15 protein-coding genes are annotated in these 16,502 nt (G+C 60.9%); 10 read left to right on the forward strand and 5 right to left on the reverse strand.

Translation table 11 applies throughout. From position 1 onward, the window contains the following. Nucleotides 1-13: 13 nt before the first annotated feature. Entirely contained in the window at nt 14-1,870 is a 1,857-nt protein-coding gene (locus FHT78_RS04730; RefSeq protein ID WP_183741131.1) for an ABC transporter ATP-binding protein, read from the reverse strand. A gap of 384 nt (nt 1,871-2,254) precedes the next feature. Between FHT78_RS04730 and FHT78_RS04735 the strand changes: the two genes are divergently transcribed. Beyond that, nucleotides 2,255-2,716: a tRNA (cytidine(34)-2'-O)-methyltransferase gene (locus tag FHT78_RS04735; RefSeq protein ID WP_183741133.1), complete on the forward strand. Its 462-nt coding sequence runs from the start codon at nt 2,255-2,257 to the stop codon at nt 2,714-2,716. A gap of 189 nt (nt 2,717-2,905) precedes the next feature. Then, on the forward strand, nt 2,906-4,552 hold the full coding sequence (locus FHT78_RS04740) for a Na/Pi cotransporter family protein (protein ID WP_183741135.1): 1,647 nt from the start codon (nt 2,906-2,908) through the stop codon (nt 4,550-4,552). 2 nt (nt 4,553-4,554) lie between these two features. Here FHT78_RS04740 and FHT78_RS04745 read toward each other — a convergent pair whose 3' ends face one another. Next, on the reverse strand, nt 4,555-4,815 hold the full coding sequence (locus FHT78_RS04745; protein ID WP_183741137.1) for a hypothetical protein: 261 nt from the start codon (nt 4,813-4,815) through the stop codon (nt 4,555-4,557). A 124-nt stretch (nt 4,816-4,939) separates the two neighbouring features. On the opposite strand from FHT78_RS04745, the gene hemF reads away from it, so the two are divergent. The 3 genes from hemF (at nt 4,940) to FHT78_RS04760 (ending at nt 6,558) form a co-directional block, all read left to right on the forward strand. Further along, nucleotides 4,940-5,851, forward strand: coding sequence for an oxygen-dependent coproporphyrinogen oxidase (hemF, locus tag FHT78_RS04750; protein WP_183741138.1), 912 nt, complete (start codon nt 4,940-4,942; stop codon nt 5,849-5,851). Between the two features lie 121 nt (nt 5,852-5,972). Continuing rightward, nucleotides 5,973-6,248, forward strand: coding sequence for a hypothetical protein (locus FHT78_RS04755; RefSeq protein ID WP_183741140.1), 276 nt, complete (start codon nt 5,973-5,975; stop codon nt 6,246-6,248). 124 nt (nt 6,249-6,372) lie between these two features. Beyond that, complete coding sequence (locus FHT78_RS04760) at nt 6,373-6,558, forward strand: DUF1059 domain-containing protein (RefSeq protein ID WP_183741142.1); 186 nt, start codon at nt 6,373-6,375, stop codon at nt 6,556-6,558. A gap of 2 nt (nt 6,559-6,560) precedes the next feature. Here FHT78_RS04760 and FHT78_RS04765 read toward each other — a convergent pair whose 3' ends face one another. The 3 genes from FHT78_RS04765 to FHT78_RS04775 are packed head-to-tail and all read right to left on the reverse strand — an operon-like array spanning nt 6,561 to nt 9,084. Then, a complete protein-coding gene (locus FHT78_RS04765) occupies nt 6,561-7,817 on the reverse strand; it encodes a CCA tRNA nucleotidyltransferase (RefSeq protein WP_183741144.1) in 1,257 nt (418 codons plus the stop codon). Beyond that, nucleotides 7,814-8,464 (reverse strand): CoA pyrophosphatase, encoded by a 651-nt coding sequence (locus FHT78_RS04770; RefSeq protein WP_183741146.1) that lies wholly within the window; start codon nt 8,462-8,464, stop codon nt 7,814-7,816. The genes FHT78_RS04765 and FHT78_RS04770 overlap by 4 nt, the downstream gene beginning before the upstream one ends. Continuing rightward, nucleotides 8,461-9,084 carry a DUF1285 domain-containing protein gene (locus tag FHT78_RS04775; protein ID WP_183741147.1) on the reverse strand — a complete coding sequence of 208 codons (624 nt, stop codon included), beginning with the start codon at nt 9,082-9,084 and terminating at the stop codon, nt 8,461-8,463. The genes FHT78_RS04770 and FHT78_RS04775 overlap by 4 nt, the downstream gene beginning before the upstream one ends. A 160-nt stretch (nt 9,085-9,244) precedes the next feature. Between FHT78_RS04775 and FHT78_RS04780 the strand changes: the two genes are divergently transcribed. The 5 genes from FHT78_RS04780 to FHT78_RS04800 are packed head-to-tail and all read left to right on the forward strand — an operon-like array spanning nt 9,245 to nt 16,499. After that, a complete protein-coding gene (locus FHT78_RS04780) occupies nt 9,245-10,255 on the forward strand; it encodes a MoxR family ATPase (protein ID WP_183741149.1) in 1,011 nt (336 codons plus the stop codon). Between the two features lie 13 nt (nt 10,256-10,268). Continuing rightward, nucleotides 10,269-11,189 carry a DUF58 domain-containing protein gene (locus FHT78_RS04785; RefSeq protein ID WP_183741151.1) on the forward strand — a complete coding sequence of 307 codons (921 nt, stop codon included), beginning with the start codon at nt 10,269-10,271 and terminating at the stop codon, nt 11,187-11,189. Beyond that, nucleotides 11,186-14,005 (forward strand): DUF4159 domain-containing protein, encoded by a 2,820-nt coding sequence (locus FHT78_RS04790; RefSeq protein ID WP_183741153.1) that lies wholly within the window; start codon nt 11,186-11,188, stop codon nt 14,003-14,005. Before FHT78_RS04785 ends, FHT78_RS04790 begins: the two co-directional genes overlap by 4 nt. A gap of 2 nt (nt 14,006-14,007) precedes the next feature. Continuing rightward, nucleotides 14,008-16,080 (forward strand): hypothetical protein, encoded by a 2,073-nt coding sequence (locus FHT78_RS04795; RefSeq protein WP_183741155.1) that lies wholly within the window; start codon nt 14,008-14,010, stop codon nt 16,078-16,080. Between the two features lie 2 nt (nt 16,081-16,082). Further along, complete coding sequence (locus FHT78_RS04800; RefSeq protein ID WP_183741157.1) at nt 16,083-16,499, forward strand: GNAT family N-acetyltransferase; 417 nt, start codon at nt 16,083-16,085, stop codon at nt 16,497-16,499. Nucleotides 16,500-16,502: the final 3 nt, after the last annotated feature.

The raw sequence follows: 16,502 nt of genomic DNA on the forward strand, positions 1-16,502 counted from the left end.
GGAAGGGCTGTTTTTACTGGGCTGCGACCTCGGCGTCTTCTTCGTGATCGGCGAGGAAGCCTCCCGACTGGCGGGTCCAGAGGTCGGCATAAATGCCGCCGCGGCTTACCAGTTCGCCATGGGTGCCGCTTTCGATTATACGGCCCTTGTCCATTACGATCAGCCGGTCCATCTCGGTCAACGTCGACAGGCGGTGAGCGATAGCGATAACAGTCTTGCCTTCCATCAGTGCGAAGAGGTTTTCCTGGATCGCCGCTTCCACTTCGGAATCGAGCGCCGAGGTCGCCTCATCGAGCACCAGGATCGGCGCATCCTTCAGGAAGACACGAGCGATCGCGATACGCTGGCGCTGGCCGCCGGAGAGCTTCACGCCGCGCTCGCCGACCTGCGCATCGAGTCCCTTGCGGCCGTGCATGTCGACAAGCCCTTCGATAAACTCCCAGGCATTCGCCCGTCTTGCCGCCTCGATGACGTCCTCATCGGTCGCATCGGGACGCCCATAGGCGATATTGTCGCGGATGGAGCGATGCAACAGCGACGTATCCTGCGTCACGACACCGATCAGCGAGCGAAGGCTATCCTGCGAAACCTCGGAAATATCCTGGCCGTCGATGGTGATGCGCCCGGCCTCCAGATCGTAGAAACGCAGGAGAAGGTTCATCAGCGTCGTCTTGCCGGCGCCGGAGCGACCGACCAGGCCAACTTTCTCACCGGCCGTGATATCGAGCGACAGATTGTCGATGATGCCCTTGCCCTTGCCATAGTGGAAGCCGATGCGTTCGTAGTGGATCGCACCCTTCTTCGCCGTCAGCGCAGGCGCGCCCGGCTTGTCGACAATATCGTGCTGCTTCGACATCATCTCCATGCCGTCATAGACGGTGCCGATGTTCTCGAAGAGCGCCGAGACTTCCCACATGATCCACTGCGACATGCCGTTGACGCGCATCGCAAGGCCGATAGCGATTGAAATCGCACCGACCGAGATCGTGCCGTTCAGCCAGAGCCAAATGGATAGGCTCGAAATGATGAACAGTGAGACGCAGTTGTTCAGGTAGACGCTCATATGGAAGAGCGTAACCTTGCGCATTTGCCTGTGCACCGTGTCCAGGAAGCCCTCCATGCTCTCCTTGGCATAGACCTCTTCACGGCCTGCATGGGAGAACAGCTTCACGGTGGCAATGTTTGTGTAGCTATCTACTACGCGGCCTGTCATCAGCGAGCGCGCATCCGCCTGCTGTGCCGCAATCTTGCGAAGCCGCGGCACGAAATAGGCGACGATGCCTATATAGATGCCTAGCCAGGCGAGGATCGGCAGCATCAGCCGCCAGTCGGCAGCGGCGATGATGACGATCATCGACAGAAAGTAGGTCACGACATAGACGAAGACGTCGAGGATCTTCATGACCGTTTCGCGCACGGCAAGCGAGGTCTGCATGACCTTTGTGGCAACGCGTCCGGCAAACTCGTTGGCAAAGAAGGTCATGCTGTGGCGCAGCAGGAAGCGGTGCATCTGCCAGCGCGCGATCATCGGATAATTACCGAGCATCATCTGGTGCATGATGAGCGAATCGAGACCGGCAATGACCGGCAGTCCGATCAGCACCAGCGCACCCATCCAGATCAGCTTGTGGCCCTCATTTTGCAGGAAGGTCGCCTTATCGGCATTCGTCAACCAGTCGACGATATCGCCAAGGAACTGGAAGAGCGCCACTTCACCGACTGCGATCAGTCCCGTGAGGAAGGCCATGAGCGCAAGCCATCCCGCCGCCGGCTTACTATAGTGCCAGCAGAACGCGAAAAGACCCTTCGGGGGAGCGATCGGCTCCTCGCTCGGATAGGGATTAAGTCGCCGCTCGAACCAGTCAAACATGAAATCGCTCCAGAACGTCCGCGTTCCGGCCCCGGCTTTGCGCTCTTGCGGCGCACGAAAGCACATATGGGAACCGGAGGCTCAAGGGGCGAGGCCATAAGGGCCGCGCAATTATTCAAAATGGGCAATTAGGGGAAAGAAAGCGCCTTATATGCGCCAGATCGCCAAGCGTGGCATCACGGGCGGGAGACGCATCAGCACAAATGTATCCATGTCGGCGCTCCCTGTTGGCGATTGAAGATATGCACCGATAACGCGAAAATGCTTAAATTTCCAGCCCCGACAACCCGGAAAGCGACCATCGAACGGTCGAAAAGTGGTCTGTTGCCTCAAAATCACAGTTCGGATAGGCCAAGTACGTATCATCTCGACGGACAATGTCCCATGGCAGACCTCAGACTGGCCCTCTATCAACCCGATATTCCAGGCAATACCGGAACGATCCTGCGCCTTGCCGCCTGCCTGGGCTTTGCGGTCGACATCATCGAGCCCGCCGGTTTCGACATTTCCGATCGAAATCTGAAGCGCGCGGGCATGGATTATCTGGCCAACGCCGACCTCACCCGACATATCAGTTGGGAACGCTTCGAGGAATGGCGTGCAACCACTGGCCGCCGCCTGATACTCGCCACGACAAAAGCATCGCAGCGCTACACGGATTTCGCCTTCCGACCCGACGATGTCCTGCTCTTCGGCCGCGAAAGCGCCGGCGTACCCGATCATGTGCATGACCGCGCCGACGGACGCATCGTGATCCCGATGGTGGAAGGCCAGCGTTCGATCAACCTTGCCGTCTCCGCCGCGATGGTCACGGGCGAGGCAATGCGGCAGACCCTCTGGTCGTAAATCGGCATCAATGCCGATCCTTGGCGGCATCTACGTCGCAACCGACGCTATGAATCAACGTAAAAGCGCCTATATTACTTAGCCAGGCAATCAACGAATCTGCTGATGCAGTGAGATTCCAATCATTTACTCGACTGCGGAAATGTAGCTCCGAGCAGACTTTCTCAAGAAGAAGAAAAAGACGACGCCATGGAATCCACGATCGTGATGATCAACCTGTTCGGCGCGATTGCGCTGCTGCTCTTCGGCCTTGCGCAGGTAAAGGACGGCGTCACGCGTGCCTTCGGCGCACGCCTGAGGACCGGGCTTGCGACAGGCACGGCGAACGGATCGCGCTCGATCCTCTCAGGTTTCCTGGCAACCGTCGCCCTGCAGAGTTCGACTGCGACCACCCTGATGACGGCCTCGTTTGTGGAACGCGACCTCATCAAGCCGCGCATGGCCCAGATCGTGCTGCTCGGCGCCAATGTCGGGACCGCCGTCACCGCCTGGATAGTCGCTACCGGCATCGAGTGGCTTTCGCCGCTTCTCATCCTTGGCGGCATCGTGCTCTATCGCGGAAAGTCCAGCGCTCGCCACGGCGGCGGCGCGGCGATGATCGGCATCGGCCTGATGCTGCTCTCCCTGCATCTGCTCGGCAATGCGACGGAGCCCATGCGCACGTCGCCGGCACTGGCTGCCTTCGTCGGTCTGCTCGGCGATGCCTGGCCGGTCGCTCTGGGTCTTTCTGCAGCGCTCGCCTTCATCTCGTCGTCGAGTCTTGCGGTCGTCGTTCTGATCCTGTCGCTGGCTTCGACGGGCATCCTATCACCGGAACTGATCATCGTTCTCGTTCTCGGCGCCAATCTCGGCGGCGCGATTCCGCCGGTTGTCGCCACCCTCTCCGGCCCTGCCTCGGTGAGACGCGTCACGCTCGGCAATCTCATTGTCCGCACCGCGGGCTGCCTGATTGCGCTGCCGCTTGCCGCCTATGCGGCGCCCCTGCTCCAAACGCTGCCCTTCGGCCCCGCTAAGCTGCCAGTCGATACGCATCTGATCTTCAACATCCTTCTTGCCGCCGTGGCCTGGCCTTTTTCGCGGATGTTGGCCGCTTTTACCGCCCGCCTCGTTCCCGATGACCTGCAGCTGGATCAGGGTCCCAAGTTTCTCGATATGCAGGAGCTGTCGACGCCCGTCGTGGCCCTTGCCAGCGCAACGCGCGAAGTGCTCGGCGTCGGCGATCTGATCGAGCGCATGCTCCTGCGCGCTTCCGATGCCTTCGAACATAATGACATGTCCAAGCTCGCCGAAATCCCTGCGCTCGAAAAACGCGTCGATCTGCTGCAGCAGGAGGTGAAGGTCTATCTCTCCAAGCTCGGCCGCAGCGGCCTCAGCGACGACAATGCCCGCCGCTCTATCGTTATCATCGACTACGCGATCAATCTCGAGCACATGGGTGACATCATCGAGAAAGGCTTGCTGGAGCAGGTCGGCAAGAAGGTCTCGCTCGGCCTGAAATTTTCCGAAGACGGCTACAGGGAATTGCGCAAACTGTTTGATCTGACGATCGACAATCTGCGCGTCGCCCAGACGATCTTCGTCACCCGCGACTTCAATCTCGCCCGGCAGATGATGGAGGTGAAGGTGGAGGTCCGCCGAATGGAAAAACAATCGGCCGAGAGGCATCTGGAGCGCCTGCGCGACGGGCGTGCCGACAGCCTTCAGACGAGTTCGCTGCATCTCGATATGTTGCGCGATCTGAAGCGTATCAATGCGCACATCGTCTCAGTGGCGCATCCGATCCTCGACGAAAGCGGCCTTCTGATCGAAAGCCGCCTGCGTGGTGCAGCCGAATAGGTTCAATCGGCGGATGGCAAGCGACGCATGGTGAACTCGATCTCGTCGCCTTCCAGCTGGCGCCAGCTTTCCACTTCGGTCCAATAGGCAGCTTTCGGATATTCGTCGAACCATTCGCGCGCCTTGGCGCGGGCTTCCAAAAGCCCCATCCGGTACGTTTCGCGGACAAAGTGGTCTCGCTCGCGGGCGGACGTCTCTGCCCGATGCTTTGCAATTCTGCGCTTCAAGCCTTCTAAGGGCGGAGGCCCCGGAATTTTCGCCATAAACCTACCTCTAAATGAAAAGTAGTATCGAAATCCGCCCTTTGCGAGTCGAATCTTGCAGGAGCCTTCGACTGCTGGCTAGCTTCTGCTAAAGCGGGATTGTAATCAACAAAGAGCGAATCGCATGGAAAGACCGGAACTGCCGATCGGCCTGCCCGAAGACATAGGGGACAAGAAGGCTGCTGCCCGTACATGGTTTGAGGGGTTGCGGGACACGATCTGTGCGTCCTTCGAAGCGCTGGAAGATGAACTCGAAGGTCCCCTCTCCGATCAGGAGCCTGGCCGCTTCGTCGCCAAGGACTGGTCGCGCGAAAACGGAGCGGGCGGCGGTGGCCGTATGTCGATCATGGAAGGCCGCGTCTTCGAGAAAGTCGGCGTCCACACGTCCACCGTCCATGGCGAATTCGCGCCCGACTTCCGGTCGCAGATACCCGGCGCCAGCGAGGATCCGCGCTTCTGGGCATCGGGGATTTCGCTGATCGCCCATCCGGTTAATCCCAATGTGCCGGCCGTTCACATGAACACCCGTATGGTCGTCACCACCAGCCGCTGGTTCGGCGGTGGTGCCGACCTGACGCCGATGCTTGCTCGCCGCCGTACGCAGGAGGATGAGGACACGCAACTCTTCCACAAGGCCATGGAAATCACTTGCCGCAACCATGCAGTCGCCGATTACGATGCCTACAAGAAATGGTGCGACGATTATTTCTTCCTCAAGCACCGCAACGAGGCGCGAGGTGTTGGTGGGATTTTTTACGACTGGCTGCATTCCGCAGAGAAAGCCGGCGGCTGGAATGCCGATTTCGCCTTTACCCGCGATGTCGGTCGCGCCTTTGCGATGGTTTACCCGAGGATCGTCCGCTCAAACTTCAACAAGGAGTGGACGGAGGCCGACCGTGACGAACAATTGATCCGCCGTGGTCGCTATGTCGAGTTTAATCTGCTCTACGACCGGGGAACGATCTTCGGCCTGAAAACCGGCGGCAACGTCGAATCAATTCTATCATCCTTGCCACCCGTCGTGCGCTGGCCCTAAACTGCGGGTGCCTGCTGATAAATTTGAAATACTATTCCGGTAAAATTGCGTTGAAGGGCCTTCATCAGAACTGAGTACGTCCTAAATAGTCACTGTGCGTTACAATCGGAGGAGGATTGTCATGACGGTACAAAGTGGCTTGCCTGCGTCTGCAGGCATTCAGGAAACGCCCCGTGCAATCGACACGCCCGAGTTCCTGAAGCGCATCGCCGAAAATTTGAGAGCAAGAAGCGGCTCTGATCTGCCGCTCTCCTGCTTTATCGAGCAGGTGAAATTGCAGCTCGCAGGCGGCAAGACTCCGGAAGAGCTTCAAGAGCAGGCAACTGGGGCTGCCAACAGCAACAGGCCCGCGCAGCTTTCGGACACCTATATGGCCTGGGCAATGCCCCACCAATAAACAGAACCTGTCGGCCGACGTCCGAGTCGGCCGAAGCTTTCTCCCCCGGAACCTTCTCCGTTGCCGCACATTCCTCAAGCGCGCGAAAGCGCGATGGTTTGCATTTCAGAGACAGGAGAAGACCATGCGACTTTTCGAATGCGGTACACTCGTCCCCGGATGCGATTGGCATACCAGGGCCGATAATGACGCTGAAGTCGTTCGCCGCGCCGTCGAACATATGAAAAGTGCCCACGGCGAAACGATCATTCGCGAAAACATGGTGGACAATATCAAGGCCCGCATCCGCGACGAAGCGAACGCGGCCTGATCTCAGCCTCTAATCTCCGAAAGCCGGGCGAGCAAAGCCGCCCGGTCAGAGACAAAATTCTCTTCTATCCACTGGTTTTCCAAGGTCGATAGGATTTCACCGACCTTCGGACCGGGCTGTAGACCCGTGGCCATCACATCCGCGCCATTCAAGGGAAATTGCGGCTTCTTCCAGATGCGAGCATGATCCAGAAGCTTTGAAAGCCGCGCCGAACGGCTCATCTCATCGAAACTGCCATTCTCTGCCTTGCCCCGAGCAACGCCGAGCGCCAGTTTCAGCCGCACGATGATGCCGTCCACGCCGTTTCTGTAGAGCAGCTTCTCGAAGGCGGCAGCGGAAATCTCATCATTGACTGGAGCGGCTTTTGCCCAAGCCCTGAAATAGGCGGCTTCTGCATTCGAAAATTTCAGCCGCGCTGCCAATTCCTCCAGCCGCACCGGATCGGGTGGGATAATCGAGGCAAGCCGAAGCAAGGGATCAGGTGCCCAGCCAAGCGCCTTCTCGGTCGAAACGAGCGCCGGAATGGCGTCGATGCCCCATTTTTCCGTTTCCGGCAGGATTTCCGAGAGAACGGCAACCTGCCGCATCCAGAGAAGCGCCCGGCCTGGATCTTCCGCCGACAGGAGCTTTCTGAGCTCCGACCAGACACGTTCGGCCGACAGCGTTTTCAGCTTCGAACGCGCAGCGGATGACGCTCTCAGCCCTTCCGCATCGGGCCGTCCGGAACCGTACCAGGCGAAGAAACGAAAGAAGCGCAGAATGCGCAGATAATCCTCGGCGATCCGCGTCGCGGCATTGCCGATGAAGCGGATATTGCGCTTCTCGATATCATCGAGCCCGCCGACGAGATCGATCACCTCGCCCGCAGCATTTGCGTAAAGCGCATTGATGGTCAGGTCGCGCCGTTCCGCATCCGATTGCCAATCCGCGCTGAAGGCCACCTTGGCGCGACGCCCGTCCGTTTCCACATCGGTACGCAACGTCGTCACTTCGAAGGGGCGGCCATCGATGACGAGCGTCACCGTTCCGTGATCAATGCCGGTCGGCACCGCCTTGATGCCGGCAGCAGCGGCCCGCTCCAGGACGGCTTCCGGCAGCAGCGTGGTTGCGATATCGATATCGGCGACCGCAAGCTCCATCAGGCTGTTGCGCACCGCGCCACCGACCACACGCCCTTCCCCGCCATCGGCGTTGAGCAGCGCAAAGACCCGGCCGAGTGCCGGATCCTGAAACCATGCCTGGTCGGCCACAGAGGTCATGCATAGAGCCTTTCATAGAGCGTGCGGACAATGCCCGCGGTGATGCCCCAGATCATCCTCGTTTCATAGGGCATGCGGTAGAAATGCCGGTCGATACCATCAACCACGCGCTTGTCCCTGTTGTGATTGGCCGGATTCATCAGGAAGGAAAGCGGCACCTCGAAAACGTCGTCCACTTCGATCGGATTGAGGCGCAGGGAAAAACCGCGTCGCACAACGCCGAGTACAGGCGTGATGCGGAACCCGGTGGATGACAGATAGTTCGGCAGCCGGCCGACTGTTTCGACAAAGCCACCGCCAAGGCCGATCTCCTCTTCGGTTTCGCGGATCGCCGCCATCTCGGGCGAGGCATCCTCGGGATCGATTGAACCACCGGGAAAGGCGATCTGGCCGGAATGCTTGCGAAGCGTCGACGTCCGCTTGGTGAAAATCACCTTCGCATCATCGCCATCATCAACCACGGGCACCAGCACGGCCGCATCACGGAGCTTCAAGCTCTCGGCCAGCGCAACGATATCGGGATTGAGCACATGGTCGCCGTGGTCGCGCCAGGCATGGTCGATGGGTGCTCCGACCTGGTTGAGCGCGCGGCGCCGGAACTCGGCAGCCGAAAACAGGGGGTAGGTCTTGCTGATCGCTTCGCTCATCGGGAGGCCGCTTCCAGTTCGTCGGCCGGCATGATCGGAAAAATCTCGCCGCCAGAGCGAACGACGAACATCTCCCGGCCGGCGACCTCCAACACCTCACCGAACTCGATCATTTCATACATCACGGCGCGGGACACGAGGGCTTCAAGCCGGCCCCGCACATGCAAATAGGGCTTTAGTTCGCTGTCCTTCCCATGACCCGGAAAGCGCAGAGGATGATCCTTGCCGGCCTCTATGACATCGCCGACATTGGTGCGGAAGGTCAGAATCTGCTGGCCATCCCGCTCGCTCACATTCATCTCGACAGCGATAAAGGGGGCGTCAATGACTTTGATGCCGACCTTTTCCACAGGAGTTACGAGATAGGTTTTCCCATCTTCGTCCTTCCTCAAAACCGTCGAAAAGAGCTCGACCAGGGGCAGCCGGCCGATCGGCGTACCCATGTAGAACCACGTGCCATCCGCCCGAATTTCCATGTCGATATCGCCGCAAAAGGGCGGATTCCATTTCTCGACGGGCGGTAAGCCGCGCTTTTTACCGGATTTCGCTTCGGAAGCGCGCGAAATCAGCGCGGCAAGCCCCGCCGCATCCGCCGTATGCCTCATTTCCTCGGCTGCCATTCTTCCGTCCCGGTTTGCTCTTAACAAAATAAAGTCACGAGATAGTCATTTGGAACAAACTTGTCAGCCCGCAACATCTTCATAACTGTATCGGGTATGAGGCACGCCTATTAAAGTCAGACGATTCGCAGCCGAACGATTTCAGCCGTTGGAGATGCCCGTGGGTATGATCAAGACCGAAGCCAGCCTCGATGAACAGGCGATTGTCGCCGCCGCAGAAAGAGCGCTATCCGATATCGCCGCCATCCGCACGGAAGTTTCCAAGGTCATCTTCGGTCAGGAAAGCGTGGTTGAAAACACGCTTCTCGCCGTCCTCTCCGGTGGTCACGCCCTCCTCGTCGGCGTTCCCGGCCTTGCCAAGACGAGGCTCGTGACGACGCTTGGCGAAGTCCTCGGACTTGCTGCAAACCGCATCCAGTTCACCCCCGACCTGATGCCATCCGATATCCTTGGCTCTGAAGTGATGGACCAGGACGACAGTGGCCGCCGCTCCTTCCGTTTCGTCAAGGGCCCGGTCTTCGCCCAGCTTCTGATGGCTGACGAAATCAACCGCGCCTCGCCGCGCACCCAGTCTGCTCTGCTGCAGGCGATGCAGGAATATCATATCACCATTGCCGGCCAGCGTTATGACCTGCCCTCGCCCTTCCACGTTCTGGCAACGCAGAACCCGCTGGAACAGGAAGGCACCTATCCGCTTCCCGAAGCCCAGCTCGACCGTTTCCTTCTGCAGGTCGATGTCAACTATCCCGAACTTGCCGCCGAACGCCAGATCCTGCTGGAGACCACAGGTCTCACGGAAGCCAAGCCGGAACCGGTCATCAATGCGGCACGTCTGTCTGAAATTCAGACGCTTGTACGCCAGATGCCGGTCAGCGATACCGTCGTCGACGCTATTCTCTCGCTGGTGCGCTCCGCTCGTCCGGGCCAGGGTAATACCTCCACCGACAAACATGTCGCCTGGGGTCCCGGCCCGCGCGCCGGCCAGGCGATGATGCTCTGCGCCCGCGCCCGCGCGCTCTACGAAGGCCGTCTGGCACCCTCGCTCGACGATATCTACGCTCTGGCCGAGCCCGTTCTCGAGCACCGCATGGCACTGACCTTCGCAGCCCGTGCCGAAGGCATGTCGGTGCGCGACGTGATTGCCGGACTGGTCAAGCAGGCAAAGGCATAAGGAAGCGCAGCGCGTGGCATCCATCGGACAGATCGTCGACCCGACGTCAGGCAATGATGCCCTTTCCCGCGCAAGGCAGCGGGCCGCCCTCGTGCCGGATTGCCTGGTTGAAGCCAAGCGCATTGCCAACACCGTGATTGCCGGCTGGCATGGCCGCCGCAAGCGCGGCATCGGCGAGAATTTTTGGCAGTTCCGCCCCTATAGCGAAGGGGAAAGCCTGTCGCGCATCGACTGGCGCCGCTCCGCCCGCGACGACCATACTTATGTGCGCGACCGCGAGTGGGAAGCCGCGCACACAATCTGGCTTTGGGCCGACATGTCGCCCTCGATGATGTACAAGTCGAGTTATGGCAGCGTGTCCAAGGAAAGTCGGGCGCTGGTCATCATGCTGGCGCTTGCCGAGATTCTCGCCCGCTCCGGCGAGCGCATCGGCTGCCCCGGGGTGATGGAGCCGATCTCAGCCCGCAATGCTGCCGAGAGACTCGCAGCTGCCCTGATGCACACGCCGCTGACCGGCGGCCTGCCGGAGACCGTGATGGTGCGCGGCTGGAGCGATCTCATCCTCATCGGCGATTTTCTCGATGACGCGCCCGCCATCATGGCCCGCCTCGGTCCGCTCGCCCGCCGCGGCCTCCGCGGCCACGTGGTCGAGATTGCCGATCCCGCCGAGGAAATCTTCCCCTATAACGGCCGCACCGAATTCACCGATCCCGAGACCGGCGATAGGCTGACATCAGGCCGGGCAGAAAGCCTACGTGATGCCTATCGCAACGCCTATCTGGCCCGACGTGAAAATCTCGGTCGGTCGCTGCGCCATCTCGGCTGGACCTTCGTTAGCCACCGCACCGATCACCTGGCATCCGAAGCGCTAGTCGCTGTCCACATGTATCTTTCCGGCATGCCGGCAAAGGCAACGCACGGAGGACAGCTTTGAGCGCGCTTCCCTTCGCCTTCGCCTATCCCGCGATCCTTGCTGCGCTTCTTGCCCTTCCCGTCATCTGGTGGCTGTTGCGGCTAACCCCGCCGCGCCCGCAAGCGGAGGTCTTCCCCCCGCTGAAAATTCTCGCAACCGTGTTGAAGCGCGAAGAAACGCCGGCACAAAGCCCCTGGTGGCTCACGCTGTTGCGCATGCTTCTGGCCGCCGCCATCATCTTTGCGATTGCCGATCCGGTCTTCAATCCACGCACCGGCTCGCTTGCATCAGGGGGCCCGCTCGTCCTCTTCGTCGATAATAGCTGGGCTTCGGCACCCGATTGGGAGCGCCGTGTTCAGACGGCCGATGCACTGATCGACGATGCCGAATCCGCCGGTGCTGTCGTCTCTATCGCATTCACCGCCGATCCGACCAATGATGCGACACCCGGCACTGCCTCCGCCGCTCGCGAAAAGCTGCGTGCCGCCGAGCCAAAGCCGCTCGTGCCGGATCGCCAGCGAGCTTTCGAGGCTCTGCGCTCGGCTCTAAACGGCACGCATCCAGGCACTCTCGCCTTCCTCACCGATGGTGCGGCAAGTAGCGAAAACGACGCTACCGTCCGTCAACTCTCCGATCTCCAGCCCGCCGAACTGCGCGTGATCGAAGGCGATACATCTCAGACGATAGCAATTTCCGGCGCCACCAATACGGCCGATGCAATGACGGTCAAGGTGACTCGGCTCAGCCCCGCTGGCGCGGCATCCGTCCCGCTCAACGCACAGGATGCGCAGGGCCGCGTGATCGCCACCGGCAGGGCTGACTTCGCCCCCGGCCAGACCACCGTCAATGCCGGCATTTCGGCCCCCTTCGAGATGCGCAACGATTTTGCCCGCGTCAGCATCAATACCGGCGCCACCGCAGGTGCCGTGCATCTGCTCGACGATGCATTCAAGCGTCGCAGGGTCGTCCTTCTGTCAGGCGAAAGCGGTGATGAATTCCAGCCGCTGCTGTCTCCGCTCTACTACATCCAGAGAGCGCTTGAGCCCTATGCGGACCTCGTGCGGCCGACCGATGCCAATCTTTCCGTCGCGATCCCGAAACTGCTCGCCAATAATCCTTCTGTCATCATCATGGCCGATATCGGCCGCCTTCCGGAGGATACCTACGCACCCTTGCAACGCTGGATATCGAATGGCGGCATGCTGCTGCGCTTTGCCGGCCCGCGTCTGGCCGCGGCACCTGCCGAAGATCCGCTGATCCCTGTCACCCTGCGCCAGGGCGAACGCGCGCTTGGCGGCAGCCTGTCCTGGAGTGAGCCGCAGGCACTTGCCGAATTCCCTGGGTTCAGCCCGTTTGCCGGCATACCGCGTCCGACCGACGTGACGGTCAACCGCCAGGTGCTGGCAGAGCCGACACCCGATCTTGCTGAGCGCACATGGGCAAGCCTCGCCGATGGTACGCCACTCGTGACCATGAACAAGATGAATGCCGGCCAGATCGTGCTCTTCCATGTGAGCGCCGAGGCGACCTGGTCGAACCTGCCGATTTCCGGCACCTTCGTCGAAATGCTGCGCCACCTCATCCAGATCTCGCGCTCCGGCGGGGTAACCTCGGAATCATCAGGCAGTGCGCGTGTTGCCGAAACCTTGCCGCCCTTCCGCATGCTGACCGCCAAAGGCATCCTGGTCACCGAGACCGGCAATGCCCGTCCGCTGATCCCGAACGCCAAGGCGGCACCCATTGCCAATTTCGACAACCCACCCGGCCTCTATGGCTCCGAAGACGGCTTCACGGCGCTGAACGTTCTGCCCGACAATGCCGAGCTGAAACCGATCGACATTGATGGCGCCAATGTCGTGCGCGCCGGCCTTGTCGGGGGCGAAAGCTGGTCGGCCAAGCCCTTGCTCTTCTTCATCGCCTTCCTGCTGCTTCTCACCGACAGCCTGATCGTGCTCTTCATGAACGGTGCCTTCTCCCGCCTGCGCCCGCGCGCTCGAGCTGCGGCGACGATCGCCGTGGCGCTTGCGGCCGGCCTGATGCTGCGACCGGATCTCCTGCATGCCAACGACGGCCAGCCGGGCGACGACATCATCATGCAGCGGCTGGACAATACTCATCTCGCCTATGTCGTGACCGGCGAGCAGGAGGTAGACAATATTTCTGAAGAGGGGCTCAATGGCCTTACGAGATTCCTGACCTACCGTACCACGCTGGAGCCGTCCCCGCCCGTTGGCATTGATCTGAATAAGGACGAGCTATCCTTCTACCCGATCATCTACTGGCCGATTTCGGCGGACGCACCGATGCCGTCCAACGCCGCCATCAGCCGTATCGACGCCTACATGCGCAACGGCGGAACGGTGCTTTTCGATACACGCGACCAGTTCGATTCTCTCGAAGGCGGCACCGATACGACCGCCAACGGTGAGCGCCTGCAGCAGATCCTCGCCAACCTGGATATTCCGCCGCTGGAACCCGTTCCGCACGACCACGTGCTGACCAAGTCCTTCTATCTGCTGTCCAGCTTCCCCGGCCGCTACGCCGGCAGCCCGCTCTGGATCGAAGCTCGCCAGGGCGCCCAGAATCAGAACAATGCCAACAGGCCGGCCGCTGCCGCAGACGGCGTCTCGCCGATCCTGATTACCGCCAACGATTTTGCCGGCGCGTGGGCCGTTGACGACAATGACACGCCGCTGCTGCCGACTGTGCCGCCGGATGAGACGCAGCGCGAATATGCCTTCCGCGCCGGCGTCAACATCATGATGTACATGCTGACCGGCAATTACAAGACAGATCAGGTTCACGTACCCGACCTGCTCGAACGGCTGGGGCAGTGATAATGACGCTCGATTATTCGCCCTTCCTGCCTTGGTCCCTTTTGGCGATACTGACCGGCGTCGTCCTCCTGATCGCCCTATTCGCGATCTGGCGCGGCATACGCGGCGCGTGGATCCGCACGCTTGCGGCGTTGGCGCTACTGGCGGCACTTGCCAATCCGGTACTGCTGCAGGAAGACCGCGACCAGCTTTCGACCATCGTCCCCGTTATCGTCGACCGCAGCCAGAGCCAGCAGACGGCCGACCGCATGACGATGACGGATGATGCGCTGGCGTCCTTGAAAACCCAACTCGCCCGCTTTCCGCAAATCGAGCCTCGTTTCGTGGACGTGAACGAGGACCGCAATTCCGATGTGCCGTCCACACGTCTCTTCGATGCGCTCTCGGCGTCGATCGCCGATGTGCCGCCTTCGCGCGTCGGCGGCGCGATCATGCTGACGGATGGCGAGGTGCATGATGTGCCGGGCGTCAATCAGGCGCTAGGGTTCGACGCGCCGATCCACGGCCTCATCACCGGCAAGCCGAACGAGGTCGACCGCCGCATCGAGGTCATCAAGGCGCCCCGCTTCGGCATCGTCAACGAGGAGCAGCAGCTCGTGCTGCGCGTCTTCGACGACGGCCCGAGCCCCGGCGGCATGGCGAATGTGACGGTGCGCCTCAACGGTGACGAGATAGCCACCCTGCAGGCGACGCCGGGCCAGGATACGCCCTTCTCCTTCAAGGTGACCCGCGGCGGCCCAAATGTCCTGGAATTCTCCGTCGCTGCCATTCCCGGCGAAGTGACGGATGCCAACAACCGCGCCGTGCACATCATCGATGGCATCCGTCAGAACCTGCGCGTTCTCCTGGTCTCGGGTGAACCGCACGCTGGCGAGCGCGCCTGGCGCAACCTTCTGAAGTCCGACGCGTCTGTCGATCTCGTGCATTTCACCATCCTGCGCCCGCCGGAAAAGCAGGACGGCACGCCGATCAACGAACTGTCGCTGATTGCATTCCCAACCCGAGAGCTCTTCGTTGACAAGATCAAGGATTTCGACCTCATCATCTTCGACCGCTATCAGGATCGCGCCAATGTGCTGCCGATGCTCTACTACGACAACATCGCGCAATATGTGGAAAATGGCGGCGCATTGCTGATCGCTGCTGGCCCTGAACATGCAAGCCCGGAGTCGATCGCTATGACCCCGCTTGCCTCCGTACTGCCGGCAGAGCCGACCGGCCGGATGATCGAGCAAGCCTTCTATCCCCGTCTTTCCGAACAGGGCCGTAAACATCCCGTCACTCGCGGCCTCGACGGTTCCGGTGACGAGCCGCCGCATTGGGGTCGCTGGTTCCGCAGCGTCGATGTCGAGCGGCCGCAGGGCCAGACCGTCATGGTCGGCGCCGACAACCATCCGCTGCTGGTGCTCAACCGCGCCGGCCAGGGCCGTGTCGCCATGCTGCTCTCCGATCAGGGCTGGCTCTGGGCGCGTGGCTTCGAGGGCGGCGGCCCGCACGTCTCGCTCTATCGCCGCATCGCCCACTGGCTAATGAAGGAACCGGCACTGGAGGAAGAGGCGCTGACGGCACGCACCTCCGGCCGCACGCTGGAAATCACCCGCCAGACGATTGGCGATGCCCCGGGAGATGCGATCGTCCGCTACCCCTCGGGCAAGACCGAGAACCTGCCGCTGACGCAGACCGAGCCCGGCCTCTACAAGGCCGAAAAGCGCATGGACGAAATCGGCCTTTTCGAAATCCGCAATGGCGACCTGACGACGCTCGCCCATGTCGGCGCCGTCGATGCCCCGGAATTCAAGGCGATGATCTCGACGACGGCGGCTTTGAAACCGATCACCGACAAGAGCCGCGGCCTTGTGACCCGTGTCGTCAACAATGCCGGCGCCATCAGTGTCCCGCCGATCCTTCCGGTGCGGGGCCAGGTGCGTGTGGCCGACAATGATCGCATGGCGATCCGCATGACCAATGAGACCGTTCTGAAGGGTATCAACACCTTGCCGCTCTTTGCAGGCTTCGCAGGTGTTGGAATTCTGCTTCTGGCCTTTGGCGCCATGTGGTGGCGCGAAGGACGATAACGATGCCGGAGTTCGAGCTCACCGCTTCCCCTTCACCGGAAGAGCTCGCCGTCATCACCGATGGCCTGACGGCTTTCAACACCGAGGATGTCGGCCCGTCCGAGCGGCAGGCGCTTGCCGTTCTGATCCGCGATACCGACGGCAAGGTTTCCGGCGGCCTGTCCGGCTACACTGCTTGGGGCTGGCTCTTCGTACAGTTGCTCTACATTCCCGATACGCTGCGCGGCAGCGGCATGGCCGGCAAGATCCTTGCAAAGGCGGAAGAAGAAGCTGCTGCCCGCGGCTGCCGCGGCGCCTGGATCGATACGTTCAACCCGCATGCGCTCGGCGCATACAGACGTCAGGGCTATGAAGTCTTTGGCGAACTGCCGGATTTCCCCGAAGGCCGGACGCGGACCTTCCTCAAGAAGATGCTCTGACAA

Origin of the sequence: Rhizobium sp. BK196, from assembly GCF_014193255.1 — a bacterium.
GTDB lineage: Bacteria > Pseudomonadota > Alphaproteobacteria > Rhizobiales > Rhizobiaceae > Rhizobium.

Excerpts from the sequence above, each read along its gene's own strand:
- FHT78_RS04730 (WP_183741131.1), bottom strand. The coding sequence starts at position 1,870 with ATGTTTGACTGGTTCGAGCGGCGACTTAATCCCTATCCGAGCGAGGAG.
- FHT78_RS04735 (WP_183741133.1), top strand. The coding sequence starts at position 2,255 with ATGGCAGACCTCAGACTGGCCCTCTATCAACCCGATATTCCAGGCAAT.
- FHT78_RS04740 (WP_183741135.1), top strand. The coding sequence starts at position 2,906 with ATGGAATCCACGATCGTGATGATCAACCTGTTCGGCGCGATTGCGCTG.
- FHT78_RS04745 (WP_183741137.1), bottom strand. The coding sequence starts at position 4,815 with ATGGCGAAAATTCCGGGGCCTCCGCCCTTAGAAGGCTTGAAGCGCAGA.
- hemF (WP_183741138.1), top strand. The coding sequence starts at position 4,940 with ATGGAAAGACCGGAACTGCCGATCGGCCTGCCCGAAGACATAGGGGAC.
- FHT78_RS04755 (WP_183741140.1), top strand. The coding sequence starts at position 5,973 with ATGACGGTACAAAGTGGCTTGCCTGCGTCTGCAGGCATTCAGGAAACG.
- FHT78_RS04760 (WP_183741142.1), top strand. The coding sequence starts at position 6,373 with ATGCGACTTTTCGAATGCGGTACACTCGTCCCCGGATGCGATTGGCAT.
- FHT78_RS04765 (WP_183741144.1), bottom strand. The coding sequence starts at position 7,817 with ATGACCTCTGTGGCCGACCAGGCATGGTTTCAGGATCCGGCACTCGGC.
- FHT78_RS04770 (WP_183741146.1), bottom strand. The coding sequence starts at position 8,464 with ATGAGCGAAGCGATCAGCAAGACCTACCCCCTGTTTTCGGCTGCCGAG.
- FHT78_RS04775 (WP_183741147.1), bottom strand. The coding sequence starts at position 9,084 with ATGGCAGCCGAGGAAATGAGGCATACGGCGGATGCGGCGGGGCTTGCC.
- FHT78_RS04795 (WP_183741155.1), top strand. The coding sequence starts at position 14,008 with ATGACGCTCGATTATTCGCCCTTCCTGCCTTGGTCCCTTTTGGCGATA.
- FHT78_RS04800 (WP_183741157.1), top strand. The coding sequence starts at position 16,083 with ATGCCGGAGTTCGAGCTCACCGCTTCCCCTTCACCGGAAGAGCTCGCC.